This window comes from Rhodococcus sp. ENV425, from assembly GCF_002887785.1.
GTDB lineage: Bacteria > Actinomycetota > Actinomycetes > Mycobacteriales > Mycobacteriaceae > Rhodococcus > Rhodococcus aetherivorans.
Map to the genome: position 1 here is coordinate 1 of NZ_PCZU01000024.1, position 16214 is coordinate 16214.

Sequence of the window (16214 nt, forward strand, 5' to 3'; positions counted from 1 at the left end):
GGCGACGAACACCACCACCGCGCACGTCGCGCACACCAGGTAGGCGATCGAGAAGCCCGCCGTGGTGATGCCCCCGTTCGACAGATGCGCCGCGAGAACGGTCGCGACCACCGCGCTGCACACGGTGCTGCCCGTGGTGCGCAGCAGCACGTTGACACCGTTCGCCGCGGCGGTCTGCTCCAGCGGGACCGCGCCCATGATCAGCACCGGCAGCGTGCAGTACACGAGGGTGGTGCCGATGGCGGCGACGCCGAGCGCCACCACCACCGACCACAGCGGCTTGTCCGGCACCGCATGCAGCGAGTATCCGCACAGCAGGAACAGTGCGCCGGCCAGCATGGGGACCTTCGTTCCCCACCGGTCGGACAACCGCGCCGCGACGAGGGAGAACGACATCATCGCGAAGCTCGCCGGCAGCTGGCACAGGGCCGCGAGCAGGATCGGCAGCCCGTAACCGGCGCCGCGGTCCGGGTCGGCCTGCAGCAGCTGCGTGGTGATGAGGGTGTTGCCGTAGAACGCGAACCCGACCAGCAGGGCGGCCAGGTGCGGCATCAGGACGGTGCGTCGCGCCGAGACCCGCAGATCCACGAGGGGGTTGCGGTTGCGCAACTGCTGGAAGCCCCACAGTCCGAACAGGACCACGGCGGCGGCGAACATCGACAGCACGGCCGGGCTGGTCCAGCCCCAGGTGCTGCCCTGGGTGATCGGGACGAGCAGGCTCACCAGCGCGGCGGTCAGGCCGACCGCGCCGACGCCGTCGAACCGGCCGCCGGTGCGGGTGCGGGACTCCCGGATGAACACCGCGGCCGCGGTCATCACCGCCGCGCCGATCGCGGTGGTGACCCAGAACAGCACGTGCCAGTTCGCGAACTGGACGATGGCCGCGGCGAACGGGATGCCCAGGGCGGTGCCCAGTCCGAGCGTGGAGCTGAGCAGGGCGATCGCCCGTCCGATCCGTTCCCTGGGCAGTTCCTCGCGCAGGATCGACATGCCGATCGGGATGATCGCGGCGCCCGCGCCCTGCAGGCCGCGGGCGGTGATGAGCACCGCGATGTTCGAACTGATCGCGCAGAGCAGCGACCCGACGGTCATCAGGACCAGGGCGACGAGCAGCATGCGCTTCTTGCCGATCATGTCGGCGAGCCGCCCGAAGATCGGGGTCATCACGGCCCCGACGAGCAGCGTGGTCGTCACCAGCCACGACACGGCCGTGGTGTCGGCGCCCGTCAGGGTCGGCATGCTCGGCAGCAGCGGCACCATGACCGTCTGCATGATCGCCTGGAAGATCGCCCCGACCGCGAGGATAGGGAAGACGAAACGCGACGGCCGGGGCGCGACGGCCGTTCCCGACCCACCGGCGGACGCCGCGGCGAGGGGCCGGTCCGGCCGGGACCCGCGCAGCCGGAGGGGGTGGGTGGACACGTACGCCATCGGTCCTCCTCCGCGTGGGGTGAATAATTGTTTACTAGGCTAAGTGAATAGCCGTTTACCCCGCAACAGAGGTGACCCGCGTCTCACCCCGGACCGTCTGTCACTCCGCCCCGTCGAGCAGCTCCTGCACCAGCGGCGCGTACCGCGCCACCACGTCCGGCACGGAACCGGTGGCCCGCTCCCCCAGCATCCGGCGCCGCATGATCGCCAGCCCCATCACCATCGACATCGCCAGCTCCGCGCGCAGCCGCGCGTCCGGACCGGGCAACCGCGCGGCGAGCGCGTCGATCATCTGCTTCGAGTAGTTCTCCCGGAGCGTGCGGTTGCTCTCCTCGCTCGCCCCGCTCATGAACAGGATGTTCATCGAGAGCGGCTTGTACGGCTCGAGCGGCCGGGCCAGCATCGAGACCATCCGCTCCCCCAGCTCCCCGAGCGGGCCGTCGAACAGCACCCGCGCCGCCTCCTGGAAGTCGACCAGGGCGTCGAACAGCTGCTCCTTGGAGCCGAAGTACTTGATGATCAGCGGCGCGCTGACCCCGGCGTCCTCGGCGATGTCCTTGAGGGTGATCTCGCGGTACGGGCGCGTCGCGAACGCCATGCCCGCCGCGTCGAGGATCCGGCGGCGCGTCTGCTCCCCGGTGCGCCTCGGCGCCGTCACAGTGTGCGTCGGCCCGAGAGCGCCCGGCCGAGGGTCAGCTCGTCGGCGAACTCGAGGTCGCCCCCCATGGGCAGACCGGACGCCAGCCGCGTCACCGTCAGGCCGGGGAAGTCCCGCAACATCCGCACGAGGTACGTCGCGGTGGCCTCGCCCTCCGTGTTGGGGTCCGTCGCGATGATCACCTCGGCGACGTCGACGCCGTCCTCCTGGTTGCCGATGCGGGTGAGCAGCTCGCGGATCCGCAGCTGGTCCGGCCCGATGCCGCTGAGCGGATCGAGCGCGCCGCCGAGCACGTGGTAGCGGCCCCGGAACTCGCGGGTGCGCTCGATGGCCTGCACGTCCTTCGGCTCCTCGACCACACAGATCTGGGTGCGGTCCCGGCGCGGATCGGAACAGATCCGGCAACGCTCCTGATCCGACACCGTGCCGCACACCTCGCAGAACCGGACGCCGTCGCGCACCTGCTGCAGGGCCGCCTGCAGCCGGTCGATCTCCGGCGGCTCGAGCGACAACAGGTGGAACGCGATGCGCTGGGCGCTCTTCGGACCGATGCCCGGCAGCTTGCCGAGCTCGTCGATCAGGTCCTGGACCGGTCCCTCGTACACGTGACTCCTCTAGAAGCCGGGCAGACCGGGGATGCCGCCGCCCAGCCCGCCTGCCAGTGGACCGAGCTTCTCGGAGGCGATCTCCTGCGCCTTCGCCGACGCGTCGGCGATCGCGCCGATCACCAGGTCCTGCAGCGTCTCCACGTCCTCGGGGTCCACGACCTTCGGGTCGATGTGCAGGCCGACGACCTCGCCGGTCCCCTTCACCGTCGCCGTCACCAGGCCGCCACCGGCCTGGCCGGTCACCTCCGCCTGCGCCATCTCCGCCTGGGCGGCCATCAGCTGCTGCTGCATCTGCTGCGCCTGCGCAAGGAGCTGCTGCATGTCGGGCATTCCACCGGGTTCCAAGGCATGTCCTTTCCGCGGGATTTCGCAACTCAGGGTAGTCCGTCCCCGGTACCGTGACGGCATGCGCGTGCGTGGACTGTCCCGCCGGATCACCGTCGCCGCCACCTGCGTGCTGGCACTGTCCCTGCCGGGACTGCCCGCGACCGCGAACCAGGACCTGCCGCTGGCCGGTCGCACCGTCTTCCTCGATCCCGGCCACAACGGCGCCAACGACGCGAGCATCGCCACCCAGGTGCCCACCGGTCGCGGCGGCACCAAGAACTGCCAGACCACCGGCACCAGCACCGACTCCGGCTACGCGGAGCACACCTTCAACTGGGACGTGGCCACGCTCGTGCGCGCCGAACTCGAGCGGCTCGGCGCGCACGTGCTGCTCAGCCGGCCCGACGACACGTCCGTCGCCGCCTGCGTGGACCGTCGCGCCGAGGAGGCCAACGCCTCCGGCGCGGACGTCGTGGTCAGCCTGCACGCCGACGGCGGGCCGGCCGACGGCCACGGCTTCCACGTCAACTACTCGGCGCCGCCGCTCAACGAGGTGCAGGCCGGCCCGTCCGTCGCCCTCGCCACCGCCGTGCGCGACGCCCTCGTCGACGCGGGACTGACCCCGTCCACCTACCTCGGCACCGACGGCCTGCTCGGCCGCGACGACCTGACCGGGCTCAACCTGGCCCGACGGCCGTCCGTGCTGGTCGAGTTCGGCAACATGCGCAACGCGGCGGACGCCGCGACGATGACCGGCCCCGAAGGGCGGCAGCGCTACGCCACCGCCGTCGTCGCCGGGATCGTCGCGTTCGCCGGCGAACCGGCCGAGGCTCTCTAGTCCAGCTCGCGCTTCAGGTTCGCCAGCACCTGCTCCTGGATCTTGCGCAGCCCGAGCGGCGCGAAGGTCTTCTCGAAGAAGCCGCCGATGCCACCCGCGCCCTTCCACTCAGTCAACGTCACCACGGTCGAACCGGTGCCGTTGGGCACCACGCTCCACGTGGTCACCAGGGACGAGTTCGCGTCCCGCTCGGTGATCGTGCTACCCGACACCGCCACTCGCGCCTCGACGTCGCGGGCCCGCTTCTTCGTCGCCTGCAGGATCCAGTGCACGACCGTGCCGTCGCCGCGGCCACCCGAGAGCACCCGGTAGTCGCGGTACTGCTCGGTGAGGATGCGCGGACGCACCGACTCGTAGTCCGCGAGGGCCTCGAGCACCCGCTCCGGCGCTGCGGCGAGCTGAATCGAACTGCTGGCGCTTACCTGTCCCACTGTTCCTCCTGTGTCTCGTGGGCCGCTCACGTCGCGGCCGTCACCGAGTCCCATCCTGCCTGCTTCATCGTCGCGCCCGGCCGGGCCCGCGGGGCTATTGTGAAGATCGCCACCGGCGCGTCGCCCCAGGGAGTCGTATGCAGAAGCCGAAGTCAGTCGTAGCCCCGAGCGGAGAATCCGCCCACCGGGCCGGTGTCGAGCGCCTGTTGCGCTCCTACCGCGCCATCCCAGCCGACGCCCCTGTGCGCCTGGCCAAGAAGACCTCCAACCTGTTCCGGGCCCGGGCCCGGGTGGACGCGCCGGGCCTCGACGTGTCCGGCCTCGGCGGGGTCGTCTCCGTCGACCCCGCCGCGCGCACCGCCGACGTCGCCGGCATGTGTACCTACGAGGATCTGGTCGACGCGACGCTCCCCCACGGCCTCGCGCCCCTCGTGGTGCCGCAGCTGAAGACGATCACCCTCGGCGGGGCGGTCACCGGACTCGGCATCGAGTCGACCTCCTTCCGCAACGGCCTGCCGCACGAGTCGGTGCTCGAGATGGACATTCTCACCGGGGCCGGCGAGATCGTCACCGCCACTCCCGACGGCGAGCACGCGGATCTGTTCCACGGCTTCCCCAATTCCTATGGCACCCTCGGATACGCGACGCGCCTGCGCATCGAGCTCGAGCCGGTGAAACCGTACGTGGCGCTGCGGCACCTGCGGTTCGACTCGCTCGACGAGATGCAGTCCGCCCTCGACCGCATCGCCACCGAACGGGTGCACGCCGGGGTGCCGGTCGACTATCTCGACGGAGTGATGTTCTCCGCGACCGAGTCCTACCTGACCGTCGGCACGCAGACCGACGCACCCGGCCCGGTCGGCGACTACACCGGCGAGCACATCTACTACCGCTCCATCCAGCACGCGTCCGTCAACCATCCCAGGACCGACCGTCTCACCATCCGGGACTACCTGTGGCGGTGGGACACCGACTGGTTCTGGTGCTCGCGCGCCTTCGGCGCCCAGAACCCCCGGATCCGGCGGCTGTGGCCGAAGCACCTGCTCCGCAGCAGCTTCTACTGGAAGCTGATCGCCCTCGACCACCGCTACGGCATCGCCGACCGCATCGAGCGGCGCAAGGGCAACCTGCCGCGCGAACGCGTCGTGCAGGACATCGAGGTGCCGATCGAGCGGACCGCGGAGTTCCTGCGCTGGTTCCTCGACGAGATACCGATCGATCCGGCATGGTTGTGCCCCTTGCGGTTACGCGAGAACGGACCCGCAGTGGGCGATGTCCAGCGCCCGTGGCCCCTGTACCCGCTCGAGCCGAAGCGCACCTACGTCAACATCGGCTTCTGGTCGTCGGTGCCGACCGTTCCCGGCGAGATCGAAGGCGCGGCGAACCGTCGCATCGAACACAAGGTCGCCGAGCTCGACGGGCACAAATCGCTGTACTCCGACTCGTACTATTCGCGCGCGGAGTTCGAGCAGCTCTACTACGGCGGCGGGGACTATCCCGCCCTGAAGAAGCGGTACGATCCCGAATCCCGTTTGCTGGACCTCTTCTCGAAGGCGGTGCACAACAGATGACCACGTTGCGAGAACCACGCACGAACGACGGCCGGCTCACCCTCGCCCAGATCCTCGAGACCGTGACCGGCGGCGAGCTGCCGGTGCGGTTCACCGCGTACGACGGCTCCAGCGCCGGCCCCACGGACGCCCCGTACGGCCTGCGGTTGACCTCGACGCGCGGCACGACCTACCTGGCGACGGCCCCCGGCGACCTCGGCATGGCACGCGCCTACGTCTCCGGTGACCTCGAGGCCGAGGGCGTCCACCCCGGCAACCCGTACGAGCTCCTGAAGGCCCTGGGCGACCTGCACTTCCAGCGCCCGCCGGCACTGACGCTCGCCCAGATCGCGCGCTCGCTGGGCTTGGAGACGCTCAAGCCCATCGCGCCGCCCCCGCAGGAGCACCTGCCGCGCTGGCGCCGGTTCGCCGAGGGCCTGCGGCACTCGCGCAGCCGCGACGCCGAGGTGATCCACCACCACTACGACGTCTCCAACGCGTTCTACGAGCGCGTCCTCGGCCCCTCCATGACGTACACGTGCGCCCTGTTCGACTCGGAGACACAGAGCCTCGAGGACGCGCAGGAGAACAAGTACCGCCTCGTCTTCGAGAAGCTGCGGCTGCGGCCCGGGGACCGGCTTCTCGACATCGGCTGCGGCTGGGGCGGGATGGTCCGGTACGCGGCGCGGCGCGGCGTCAAGGTGCTCGGCGTCACCCTGTCGAGTGAGCAGGCCGAGTGGGCGCAGAAGGCCATCGCCGAGGAGGGGCTCACCGACCTCGCCGAGGTCCGCTTCTCCGACTACCGCGACGTGCCCGAGACCGGTTTCGACGCGATCTCGTCGATCGGGCTGACCGAGCACATCGGCGTGCAGAACTACCCGGCGTACTTCCGGCGGCTGCACGAGAAGCTGCGCGAGGGTGGGCTGCTGCTCAACCACTGCATCACCCGCCCGGTCAACCGCGGTCCCGTGAAGGCCGGGGGCTTCATCGACCGGTACGTCTTCCCCGACGGCGAGCTCACCGGCTCGGGCCGCATCATCACCGAGGTCCAGGACGTGGGCTTCGAGGTGCTGCACGAGGAGAATCTGCGCCAGCACTACGCGCTGACCCTGAAGGGCTGGTGCGAGAACCTCGTCGCCGACTGGGACGCCTGCGTCGCCGAGGTCGGCGAGGGCACCGCCCGCGTCTGGGGCCTGTACATGGCCGGCTCCCGCCTCGGCTTCGAACGCAACGTCGTTCAGCTGCACCACGTCCTGGCCGTCAAGCTGGGCCCGGACCAGGAGCCGAACGTCCCGCTGCGCCCTTGGTGGGTGGCCTAGGCGGCTCCGCCGCCCGTGCGTGGTTCTGGTAGTGCCCGCTACCAGAACCGCGCACGGCAGCTGCAGGGGTTCGGCTCGTCCCGGACCCAGCCCAGCCGGGTCAGTACCGTCTCGACCTCCCGCGCGACGTCGCACGGCGACGACGCCACCTCCCGATATCCGAAGACCAGTCGCGACCGGCCGGCCAGCTCGGCGGCGTTGTCGCGGCGCCGGTCACGGAAGGCGACTTCGCGCATCGAATGGACCCACCTGCCGTCCAACCGCACCGTGAGCGGGCATCCGGCGCCGTCGTACGTGCAGTCCTCGTACAGGGTCCTGCCGTCCACGACGACCGGACTCTGCCGGCGCGCCACGGGCAGAGCGTGTGCACGCTCGACGTCGATCGCGTAGTGGTATTCGAGCACGGACTGCACCCCGTCTGCGAGCAACGTCACCGCCTCTGCCAGCGAACTCCGATATCGATACGGCGGTCGTTCCTCGAGTCGCAGACGCACATCGGCCAGTCGGATGCCGGCGTTCGTCACGGTGGCGATCAGCGACAGGTACGCCTCCCGCGGCGACGGTTGCGCGGTGGCCAGATCCAGTGCGGTGTCGACCTTGGTCGTGCGCGGCAAGTACCGATCGACGCCGATGTGTGCGTGTGCCCGTGACCGGTGCACGACTACCCCCGGATGGAGGACGGCAGTCGGCTTCGACACCGGCAGCTTCGCTTTCCGTCCCGGTGCCCGCACCGTGGCTCGCTGCGGCAGTGCCGACTTCCCCACGGGAACGGTGAGGTGAACCGGTGCGGTGTCGTCGACCGGAAGCATGCCCCACACCTCCGCCGCGGTCCGGTGACTGAGCATCGCCGCTCCGCCCCCATACAGCAGGGCCGCCTCGAGCACCATGGTCCGCGTCAACGGTCCGCTGCTGACGGCATACACGCCCTGCAGGACACGTTGCCACCGTCCCGTATCGAGCAGATGCCGGACCGCTCCACGGCCCACCCCCAGCGCAGTCAGCTCCGCCTGTGTGACCAGGCCGGCCCGATCGTCGACCAGCTTCTGAATCTCGCTCTTCCCGAAGTCGTCCCCCATGCCGTCGATGATGGCCGACCCGGCGACGGGCAAGGGCTCCCGACCGTGGTCGGGAGCCCTTGCCTGTGGACAACTCGTGTGTGGTTCTGGCAGCGATTGCTACCAAAACCACGCACGGGCGCGTCAGCGCAGGGACGCCGGCGGGGTGAAGCGCTCGCCGTACTTGGCGGCGAGTTCCTCGGCGCGCTTGACGAAGCCCTCCTTACCGCCCGGGTAGCCGGCGATGTACTGCGCGACGCCACCGGTCCAGGCCGGGAAGCCGATGCCGAGGATCGAGCCGATGTTGGCGTCGGCGGTGGTACGCAGCACGCCCTCGTCGAAGCACTTCTGGGTCTCGATGGCCTCGATGAACAGCATCCGCTCGATCAGGTCCTGGATCGGGATGTCGGTGGGCGCGCTGCTGAACTTCTCGCGCAGGCCCGGCCAGATGCGGGTGCGCTTGCCGTCGGCGTACTCGTAGAAGCCGCCGCCACCGGCGCGGCCCGGGCGGCCCTCGTCGACGAGGAAGTCGACGACGGTGGTCGAATCGTCCTGCGGCACCTTCAGACCCGACGCCTCGGCGGCAGCCTCGGTCTCCTTGCGGATCTTCTGCATCAGCGTCAGGTTCAGCTCGTCCGACAGCTGCAGCGGCGGAGCCGGGTAGCCGGCCTGCGAACCGGCCTGCTCGATCGTGGCCGGCTCGATGCCCTCGCCGACCATGCGGATCGCCTCGTTGACGAACGTGCCGATGACGCGGGAGGTGAAGAATCCTCGCGAGTCGTTGACGACGATCGGGGTCTTGCGGATCTGCTGGGCGAGATCGAACGCCTTGGCCAGCGTCGCGTCGGAGGTCTTCTCCCCCGCGATGATCTCGAGCAGCGGCATCTTGTCGACCGGGGAGAAGAAGTGCAGGCCGATGAAGTCCTCCTGGCGCTTCACTCCCTCGGCGAGGCCGGTGATCGGCAGGGTCGAGGTGTTCGACCCGAGCACCGCGTCCGGCGCGACGACGTCCTCGATCTCCTGGAACACCTTGTGCTTGAGGCCGGTGTTCTCGAACACGGCCTCGATGACCAGGTCCGCGCCGGCCAGGTCGGCGGCGTCGGCCGTCGGCGTGATGCGGGCGAGCAGCGCCGCGGACTTCTCCTCCGTGGTCTTGCCGCGGGCGAGCGCCTTGGCCTCGAGGCCCTCCGAGTAGGCCTTGCCCTTCTGCGCCGACTCGATCGAGACGTCCTTGAGGATCACGTCCATACCGGCCTTGGCGCACACGTAGGCGATGCCCGCGCCCATCATGCCGGCGCCGAGCACGGCGACCTTCCGGAAGGTGGTCTTCGGGAACGGCGTGCCGTCGGCCTGCTTGGGGCGCGACGCCCCGGAGTTGATGGCCTGCATGTCGAAGAAGAACGCCTGGATCATGTTCTTCGCGACCTGGCCGGTGACCAGCTCGGTGAAGTAGCGGCCCTCGATCTTCGACGCGTTGTCGAAGTCGACCTGCGAGCCCTCGACGGCGGCGGCCATGATGGCCCGCGGGGCGGGCATCGGGGCGCCCTTGAGCTGCTTGCGCAGGTTCGCGGGGAACGCCGGCAGGTTCGCCGCGAACGACGGCGACGCGGGGGTGCCGCCGGGGATCTTGAAGCCCTTCTTGTCCCAGGGCTGCACGCCGCCTTCGGGATTGGCCTTGATCCACGCCTTCGCGGCGGGGACGAGTTCGTCGATCGAGCCGACGACCTCGTCGATCAGGCCGAGTTCCTTGGCCTTGACCGGGTTGTATTTGTTGCCCTGCAGCAGCACCTGCATCAGCGCGGTCTGGATGCCGAGCATGCGCACGGTGCGGGTGACGCCGCCGCCGCCGGGCAGCAGGCCCAGGCTGGCCTCGGGCAGGCCGATCTGCACGCCCTTGACGTCGGCCGCGATGCGGTGGTGGGTGGCCAGGGCGATCTCGAGACCGCCGCCGAGGGCCGCGCCGTTGATCGCGGCGACGACGGGCTTGCCGAGGGTTTCGAGCCGGCGCAGGTCCGCCTTGATGCCCTCGACCTCGTCGAAGATCCGCTGCGCGTCCTCGGGGCCGACCTTGATCATGTTCTTCAGGTCGCCGCCGGCGAAGAAGGTCTTCTTCGCGGAGGTGATCACGACACCGGTGATGTCGTCCTTCTCGGCGGCCAGGCGGTCGACGGTGGCCTTCATCGACGCCTTGTAGAGCTCGTTCATGGTGTTCGCGCCCTGGTTCGGGTCGTCGAGGGTCAGCACCACGATGCCGTCGGCGTCGCGCTCCCAGCCGATCATGTTGTTCTCAGTCACTGTGAATTCCCCAGTCCCTTCCGAAGTTTCAGACACGCTCGATGATCGTGGCCACGCCCATGCCGCCACCGATGCAGAGGGTGACGAGGGCGCGGCGGGCACCGCGGCGCTCGAGCTCGTCGACCATCGTTCCCGTGATCATGGCGCCGGTGGCGCCGAGCGGGTGCCCCATCGCGATGGCGCCGCCGTTGACGTTGAGCTTCTCGTCCGGGATCTTCAGGTCCTTCTGGAACTTGAGCACGACCGACGCGAACGCCTCGTTGATCTCGAACAGGTCGATGTCGTCCACGGTCAGGCCGGCGGCGGCGAGGACCTTGTGCGCGGCCGGGGTGGGGCCGGTGAGCATGATCGTCGAGTCCGCACCCGAGGTGGCGGTGGCGACGATGCGGGCGCGCGGGGTCAGGCCCATGTCCTTGCCGGCCTGCTCGGAGCCGACGAGCACCAGCGCGGCGCCGTCGACGATGCCGGAGCTGTTGCCGCCGTGGTGGACGTGGTCGATCTTCTCGACGAAGTGGAACTTCTGCAGCGCGACGGCGTCGAAACCGCCCATCTCGCCGACCATCGCGAACGACGGCTGCAACCCGGCCAGGCCCGCGAGGGTGGTGTCGGGACGCATGTGTTCGTCGTGGTCGAGGACGGTCAGGCCGTTCTGGTCCTTGACCGGCACCACGGACTTGGCGAAGTACCCGCCGGACCACGCCGCCGCGGCCAGCTGCTGCGAACGCAGCGCGTACGCGTCGACGTCCTCGCGGCTGAAGCCTTCCATGGTGGCGATCAGGTCGGCGCTCACACCCTGCGGCACGAAGTAGGTGTCGTAGTTGGTGGCCGGGTCGAGGGCCCACGGGCCGCCGTCCGAGCCCATCGGCACCCGCGACATCGACTCGACGCCACCGGCGACGACGAGCTCGTCCCAGCCGGAGCGGACCTTCTGCGCGGCCATGTTCACGGCCTCGAGGCCGGAGGCGCAGAAGCGGTTGATCTGCACGCCGCCCACGGTGTCGGGCATGCCCGCCGCGGTGACGGCGGTGCGGGCGATGTCGGCACCCTGGTCGCCCACCGGTCCGACGACGCCGAGGATCAGGTCCGAGATGCGGTTCTCGTCCAGGTCCGGGAACCGCACGCGCAGTTCGTCGATCAGGCCGGTGACCAGGGAGATCGGCTTGACCGAATGCAGCGACCCGGTCTTCTTGCCGCGGCCGCGCGGAGTTCGGATGGCTTCGTAGATGAATGCCTCGGAGGTCACAGTGCAGGGTTCCTTCCCGTGCTTTGCGGATGCGAGGGGCGGCGGCTCGTGACAGCCGTCACGCCCGACCTCGTTCACCCTAGGAGCCGGGACCCCCCGGACTGAAGGACCGAACCGAGCGGAGTCCGTGACCGAACCGAGCGGACGTTCACGCCCCGAGACCGGCCTCGCGGGCCCGCACGATCGCGGTCGACCGGTCGGCCGCGCCGAGCTTGCCGAGCACGTTCGACACGTGGTTGCGCACCGTTTTCGGGCTCAGCACCAGCCGGCGGGCGATGGCCGCGTTGTCGTGCCCGCGCGCCATCAGGTCCAGCACCTCGCGTTCGCGATCGGTGAGTTCCGGGAACACCGCCGGCGCCAGGGTGCGGGAGGCGGCCATCGCCCCGATGGCCTTGGCGGCGACGGCGGCACCGACGATGACCTCGCCGTCCGCGACGGCGCGGATCGCCCGCTCGACACCCGACGGGTCGGCACCCTTGACGAGGTAGCCGCGCGCCCCGGCGCGCACCGAGGCGACGAGCGACTCCTCGTCCTCGTGCATCGTCACCACCAGCACCCGCAGCTCGGGGAACCGCCCGAGCAGCTGCCGGGTCGCCTCGATGCCCGAGCCGTCCCCGAGTTCGAGGTCCATGAGCACGACGTCGACGTCCGCGGTGATCACCTCGAGCGCCTCGGCGACCGAACTGGCCTGGGCCACCACCTCGATGCCGTCGAGGGTGCCCAGCAGCGCGACGAGCCCGAGCCGGAACACCGGATGGTCGTCGACGACGGCGACGGCGATCGCCGCGGGGGCGTTCACGACGGGCCCCACGGGAGGTCCGCCGTGACGACGGTGCCGTGCGGCTGCGCCGCGGCGATCTCGACGGTGCCGCCGACGTCCTCGGCGCGTTCGCGCATGCTGTGCGTCCCCACGCCCCGTCGCGCGTTCCGGTCCAGCCCGCGGCCCGCGTCGCGTACCTCGAGGGTGAGCCGGTCCGCCGCCGCCCGCACGAGCACCCGGCACCCGTCGGCACCGCTGTGCCGACGCGCGTTGGTGACCGCCTCGGCGGCGATGCCGTACGCCGCGGCGACGACCGCCCCGCCCCGGCGCGGTGGCACATCGGCGTCCACGTCGACGCGGAATCCACTGCGCGAGTGGACCGCCGACATCTCCTCCAGCGCGGCGGCAAGACCCAGCTCGTCCAGGACGGGCGGCAGCAGCCCCCGGGAGAGCTCGCGCACGCCCTCGACCTGGTGGTCGAGTTCGCGCAGCAGCGAGTCGATCAGCGGAGCGGCGCCGGCGGAGTCGCTGTCGATGAGGTTGCGGGCGCCCTGCAGCCCGAGCCGGATACCGGCGAGGGACGGACCGAGCCCGTCGTGCAGTTCCCGGCGGATGGTGCGGCGCTCGGCGAGCCGGGCCTCGGTGAGCCGGTCGCGCGCCGCGTCGAGCTCCTCCGAGGACCGCAGCACCACGAGCCCGGCCTCCACCACGGAGGCGAGTTCGCCGAGCGCGCGGAAGCTGCGGGGCCCCAGCGTCTCACCGGGCGGGGCGGTCACCTCGAGCCGGCCGTCGCGCAGGACGACCTGCTCGGTGGGCCCGGTGGGGGTGCCCCATCGGGCGAGCGCCTCGTCGCCGCGGCGCACCGTCACCGACTCGAGGCGCAGCGCCACACCGACTCCGGCGGCGAGGTCCTCGAGCAGCCGCCGCGGCGTCTGCGCCCCCGCGAAGTGCCGGCCGAGCCGGCGCACCGCGCTCGCCGGGTCGTCGCCCTCGCCGTAGACGAGGGTGTGCACGCGCCGGGTCAGCCAGGCCCGCACCGGTTGCACGGCCAGGGCCACCGCGACCGCGGCGATGGCCTGGGCGACGACGGATCCGTCCGTCGGCAGGATCAGGGCGACGGTGGCGGTCACGGCGAGGTAGCCGGTGGCGAGTACCGCGACGAGGCTGCCGGCGACGGCGGCGCGGCCGACCGCGAGGTCGAGCCCCCACAGCCGTTGCCGCAGCACCACCACGAGGATCGCGACCGGGTAGAACGCCTGCGTGGCCAGGTGCAGCAGCGGCGTGAGCATCCACGGCAGGCCGGGCACCGCCAGCGGGATGTAGGACACCGCCATCAGGGCGGTGCCGAGCGCGAGCCAGCCCAGGCCGATGCGATCGGAGACCGGGCCGCACCGCCACCGGTAGGTGATGTCCGCAGCGGCGAGCAGGCCGAGCGTGACGACGGGCAGCACGAGCCAGCCGACGGCGGTGCCGGTGAAGGTACGGGCCCAGAAGAACCACGCGGTGACCACGGCACCGGCGAGCACGCCGAGGCGGGCGCGCCGGTCGAGCGGCGTGTCGCGGACCAGCCAGGGCACCACCAGGAACAACGCCAGGGTGCCGGGGATCCACGCGGTGCTCTGCAGCGGCGCGAGGACCCCGGCGAACGGCAGCCCGGGCCGCACCTCCGCGAGCTTCGTCCAGGCGTAGCTCAGGGCCGAGAGCCCGACGCCGATCGATGCGAGCGACAGCAGGATCGGCACCGGATGCACCCGGCGCGCCAGCACCACGCCGGCGACGGTGCCGTACACCGCGGCACCCACGGCGTCGACGAGGAAGAACAGCTGATCGGAGTCGAGGTCCGGGCGGGCGGTGGCGAAGACCACGAGGGCCGCGACGGCCAGGCCCCCCGAGAGCACGGCGACGACGGCGGCGGGCACCGGTGCGCCACCGGTGCCCGCCGCCGTCTCGGATGCGCCCGCAACAGCCATGATGCGGTGAGTATGCCCCGCGGCCGGATCCGTCGCGCGGCAGCCTATCGGCGCGCCCTGTCGGAGACGGCGAATCCGATGCCGGCGACGAGCACCCACACGGGACCGACGAAGCCGGCCATGTATTGCAGCGGGGAGATCCCGAGCAGCACGGTCAGGCCGCCGAGCACCACGCTCGCCCAGCCCAGCCACCGCGGCGTCGCGCCGTGGCGCAGCGACGCGGCCGCCACCGCCAGGCCGCTGACCCCCGCGCCGACCCACAGCCACGGGATCGTGCCGACCCAGTGCGCGCCGACGACGGCGAACTCGGCGACCATCTGTCCCGGCTCGCTCAGCCCGAACAGCAGCTCGGTGTCCAGGCCGGCGCCGAGCAGTCCGGCGGTCGCCGTGAGCAGCAGACCGAACGCCGCGACCGACGGCAGCAGGCTGTCCTCGGGCAGGGCGATCCGCAGGCGGCGCTGCAGGCCGGCGGCGAAGATCAGCAGCAGCACCGTCGACACCATGAGCGACAGGTGCATCACCAGCAGTGGGGTTCGTTCGCCCGCGAACGCCTCGGCGATCGCGGGCGCGTTGCCGGCCGTGGATTCGTCGTAGGCGGCGCCCATACCCATGCTCGCCTGGATGGCGACGACCCCGGCGAGCCCGGCAACGGCCCCCGACCATGCCCAGGCGCTCGACGACGCGCGCCGTGCGGCCGTGCGTCCGTCCTCCGTCACGCTCACTGTGCTCATCGGTTCGGTGTCCCTCCCGTCGTACCGGCGCGCTCTGCGCCTGACGGAGAGGCTGCTGCGCCCGGCGTCCCGGTCGCCAGGGACACCCGTCCCGTCCCGGTGGGATTCCTCCGGCGGGATGCCGGACCGGTCCTCGCGCGCGTCGGTGCTTGCCGCGCGCGTGAGGACGCGCGCGACAAGCACCGTTCCGCGCGAGAGTGACCGCGCTGCAGGCGAATCAGTAGACCAGGACGGCGAACAGCGTGCTGAGCACGAGCCCCGCCATCACCGGCAGGAAGCACTTGCGGGCCAGGTCGAGGACGGGGACGCGGGCGAATCCGGCCACGGCGACGAGCGACGACCACGCGACGATCACCCCGCCGCCGGACCAGATGTTGCCCATCTGCCCGATCGCGGCGAGGGTCGACGGATCCATGCCGACCGCCGGGCCCAGCGCGCCGGACAGCGAACCGGTCAGCGGCAGACCGCTGAAGCCGGACCCGTCCAGCCCGGCCACCACGCCGATGAGCAGGATGCCGAACGACGTGACGAACGGGTTCTGCGGCAGGTGCGACTGTGCCGCGTTGACGAGATCGAACAGGATTCCCGGACCCGTCTCGCCGTCCGCGTAGCCGAGGATGGCACCGGAGAAGTCGGGGTTGCCGATGAGGAAGAAGCCGGCGATCGGCAGCACGACGCCCATCGCCTTGAAGGCGAACACCAGACCGTCGACGAGGTGCTCGGAGGTGGTCTCGAGGAAGCCGCCCCTGTCGTTGGACGCGGCGGCCGCGAACAGGATGAGCGCCGCGATTCCACCGACGATGGCCGCGGCGTCCCCACCCTGCAGGGGCGGCACCACCTGGGTGAACTTGCCCAGCAGCAGATACACGATGAAGGCGAGGTAGGCGAGCGGAACGAGCATCGCGAACGCCTTCGCGGTGCCCCTGCTCTCGGCGAGTTCGTAGCTGCCGGGGTCGCGCTCGGCGACGATCACGGCCGTCGCCGTGCTCGCGGCACCG

General features: G+C 71.0%; 14 protein-coding genes and 1 pseudogene. 3 read left to right on the forward strand and 12 right to left on the reverse strand.

The window, feature by feature from the left end; all coding sequences use genetic code 11:
• The 4 genes from CQZ88_RS01205 to CQZ88_RS01220 all read right to left on the reverse strand — a co-directional run.
• Positions 1–1431, reverse strand: a 1431-nt coding sequence (locus CQZ88_RS01205; protein ID WP_102799128.1) for an MFS transporter, incomplete at its 3' end; no start/stop codon positions are given.
• Positions 1432–1531: 100 nt separating this feature from the next.
• A complete protein-coding gene (locus CQZ88_RS01210) occupies positions 1532–2089 on the reverse strand; it encodes a TetR/AcrR family transcriptional regulator (protein WP_006947463.1) in 558 nt (185 codons plus the stop codon).
• Positions 2086–2694 carry a recombination mediator RecR gene (recR, locus tag CQZ88_RS01215; RefSeq protein ID WP_006947462.1) on the reverse strand — a complete coding sequence of 203 codons (609 nt, stop codon included), beginning with the start codon at positions 2692–2694 and terminating at the stop codon, positions 2086–2088. Before recR ends, CQZ88_RS01210 begins: the two co-directional genes overlap by 4 nt.
• 9 nt (positions 2695–2703) lie before the next feature.
• Positions 2704–3027 carry a YbaB/EbfC family nucleoid-associated protein gene (locus tag CQZ88_RS01220; RefSeq protein WP_050034469.1) on the reverse strand — a complete coding sequence of 108 codons (324 nt, stop codon included), beginning with the start codon at positions 3025–3027 and terminating at the stop codon, positions 2704–2706.
• 76 nt (positions 3028–3103) lie between these two features.
• Here CQZ88_RS01220 and CQZ88_RS01225 point away from each other — a divergent pair, with 76 nt between their 5' ends.
• Positions 3104–3862, forward strand: coding sequence for an Rv3717 family N-acetylmuramoyl-L-alanine amidase (locus CQZ88_RS01225; RefSeq protein WP_006947460.1), 759 nt, complete (start codon positions 3104–3106; stop codon positions 3860–3862).
• On the opposite strand, the gene CQZ88_RS01230 is transcribed toward CQZ88_RS01225, so the two are convergent.
• Positions 3859–4293 (reverse strand): SRPBCC family protein, encoded by a 435-nt coding sequence (locus CQZ88_RS01230; RefSeq protein ID WP_029547133.1) that lies wholly within the window; start codon positions 4291–4293, stop codon positions 3859–3861. The two genes, CQZ88_RS01225 and CQZ88_RS01230, sit on opposite strands and share 4 nt — an antisense overlap.
• A gap of 137 nt (positions 4294–4430) precedes the next feature.
• Between CQZ88_RS01230 and CQZ88_RS01235 the strand changes: the two genes are divergently transcribed.
• Entirely contained in the window at positions 4431–5864 is a 1434-nt protein-coding gene (locus CQZ88_RS01235; protein WP_102799129.1) for an FAD-binding oxidoreductase, read from the forward strand.
• Positions 5861–7162 (forward strand): class I SAM-dependent methyltransferase, encoded by a 1302-nt coding sequence (locus CQZ88_RS01240; RefSeq protein WP_102799130.1) that lies wholly within the window; start codon positions 5861–5863, stop codon positions 7160–7162. The genes CQZ88_RS01235 and CQZ88_RS01240 overlap by 4 nt, the downstream gene beginning before the upstream one ends.
• Before the next feature lie 38 nt (positions 7163–7200).
• Here CQZ88_RS01240 and CQZ88_RS01245 read toward each other — a convergent pair whose 3' ends face one another.
• The 7 genes and pseudogenes from CQZ88_RS01245 to CQZ88_RS01275 all read right to left on the reverse strand — a co-directional run.
• A complete protein-coding gene (locus CQZ88_RS01245; RefSeq protein WP_065923560.1) occupies positions 7201–8238 on the reverse strand; it encodes a type IV toxin-antitoxin system AbiEi family antitoxin domain-containing protein in 1038 nt (345 codons plus the stop codon).
• A 123-nt stretch (positions 8239–8361) separates the two neighbouring features.
• Entirely contained in the window at positions 8362–10512 is a 2151-nt protein-coding gene (locus CQZ88_RS01250) for a 3-hydroxyacyl-CoA dehydrogenase NAD-binding domain-containing protein (RefSeq protein ID WP_065923125.1), read from the reverse strand.
• 28 nt (positions 10513–10540) lie between these two features.
• Positions 10541–11755 (reverse strand): acetyl-CoA C-acetyltransferase, encoded by a 1215-nt coding sequence (locus tag CQZ88_RS01255; RefSeq protein WP_006947448.1) that lies wholly within the window; start codon positions 11753–11755, stop codon positions 10541–10543.
• A 148-nt stretch (positions 11756–11903) separates the two neighbouring features.
• Positions 11904–12566: a response regulator transcription factor gene (locus tag CQZ88_RS01260; RefSeq protein WP_102799131.1), complete on the reverse strand. Its 663-nt coding sequence runs from the start codon at positions 12564–12566 to the stop codon at positions 11904–11906.
• Positions 12551–14485, reverse strand: a complete 1935-nt coding sequence (locus tag CQZ88_RS01265; protein ID WP_102799132.1) for a histidine kinase — start codon at positions 14483–14485, stop codon at positions 12551–12553. The genes CQZ88_RS01260 and CQZ88_RS01265 overlap by 16 nt, the downstream gene beginning before the upstream one ends.
• A 44-nt stretch (positions 14486–14529) precedes the next feature.
• A complete protein-coding gene (locus CQZ88_RS01270) occupies positions 14530–15216 on the reverse strand; it encodes a hypothetical protein (RefSeq protein ID WP_102799133.1) in 687 nt (228 codons plus the stop codon).
• A 217-nt stretch (positions 15217–15433) separates the two neighbouring features.
• Positions 15434–16214: pseudogene (locus CQZ88_RS01275) on the reverse strand (hypothetical protein); the annotation flags it as partial.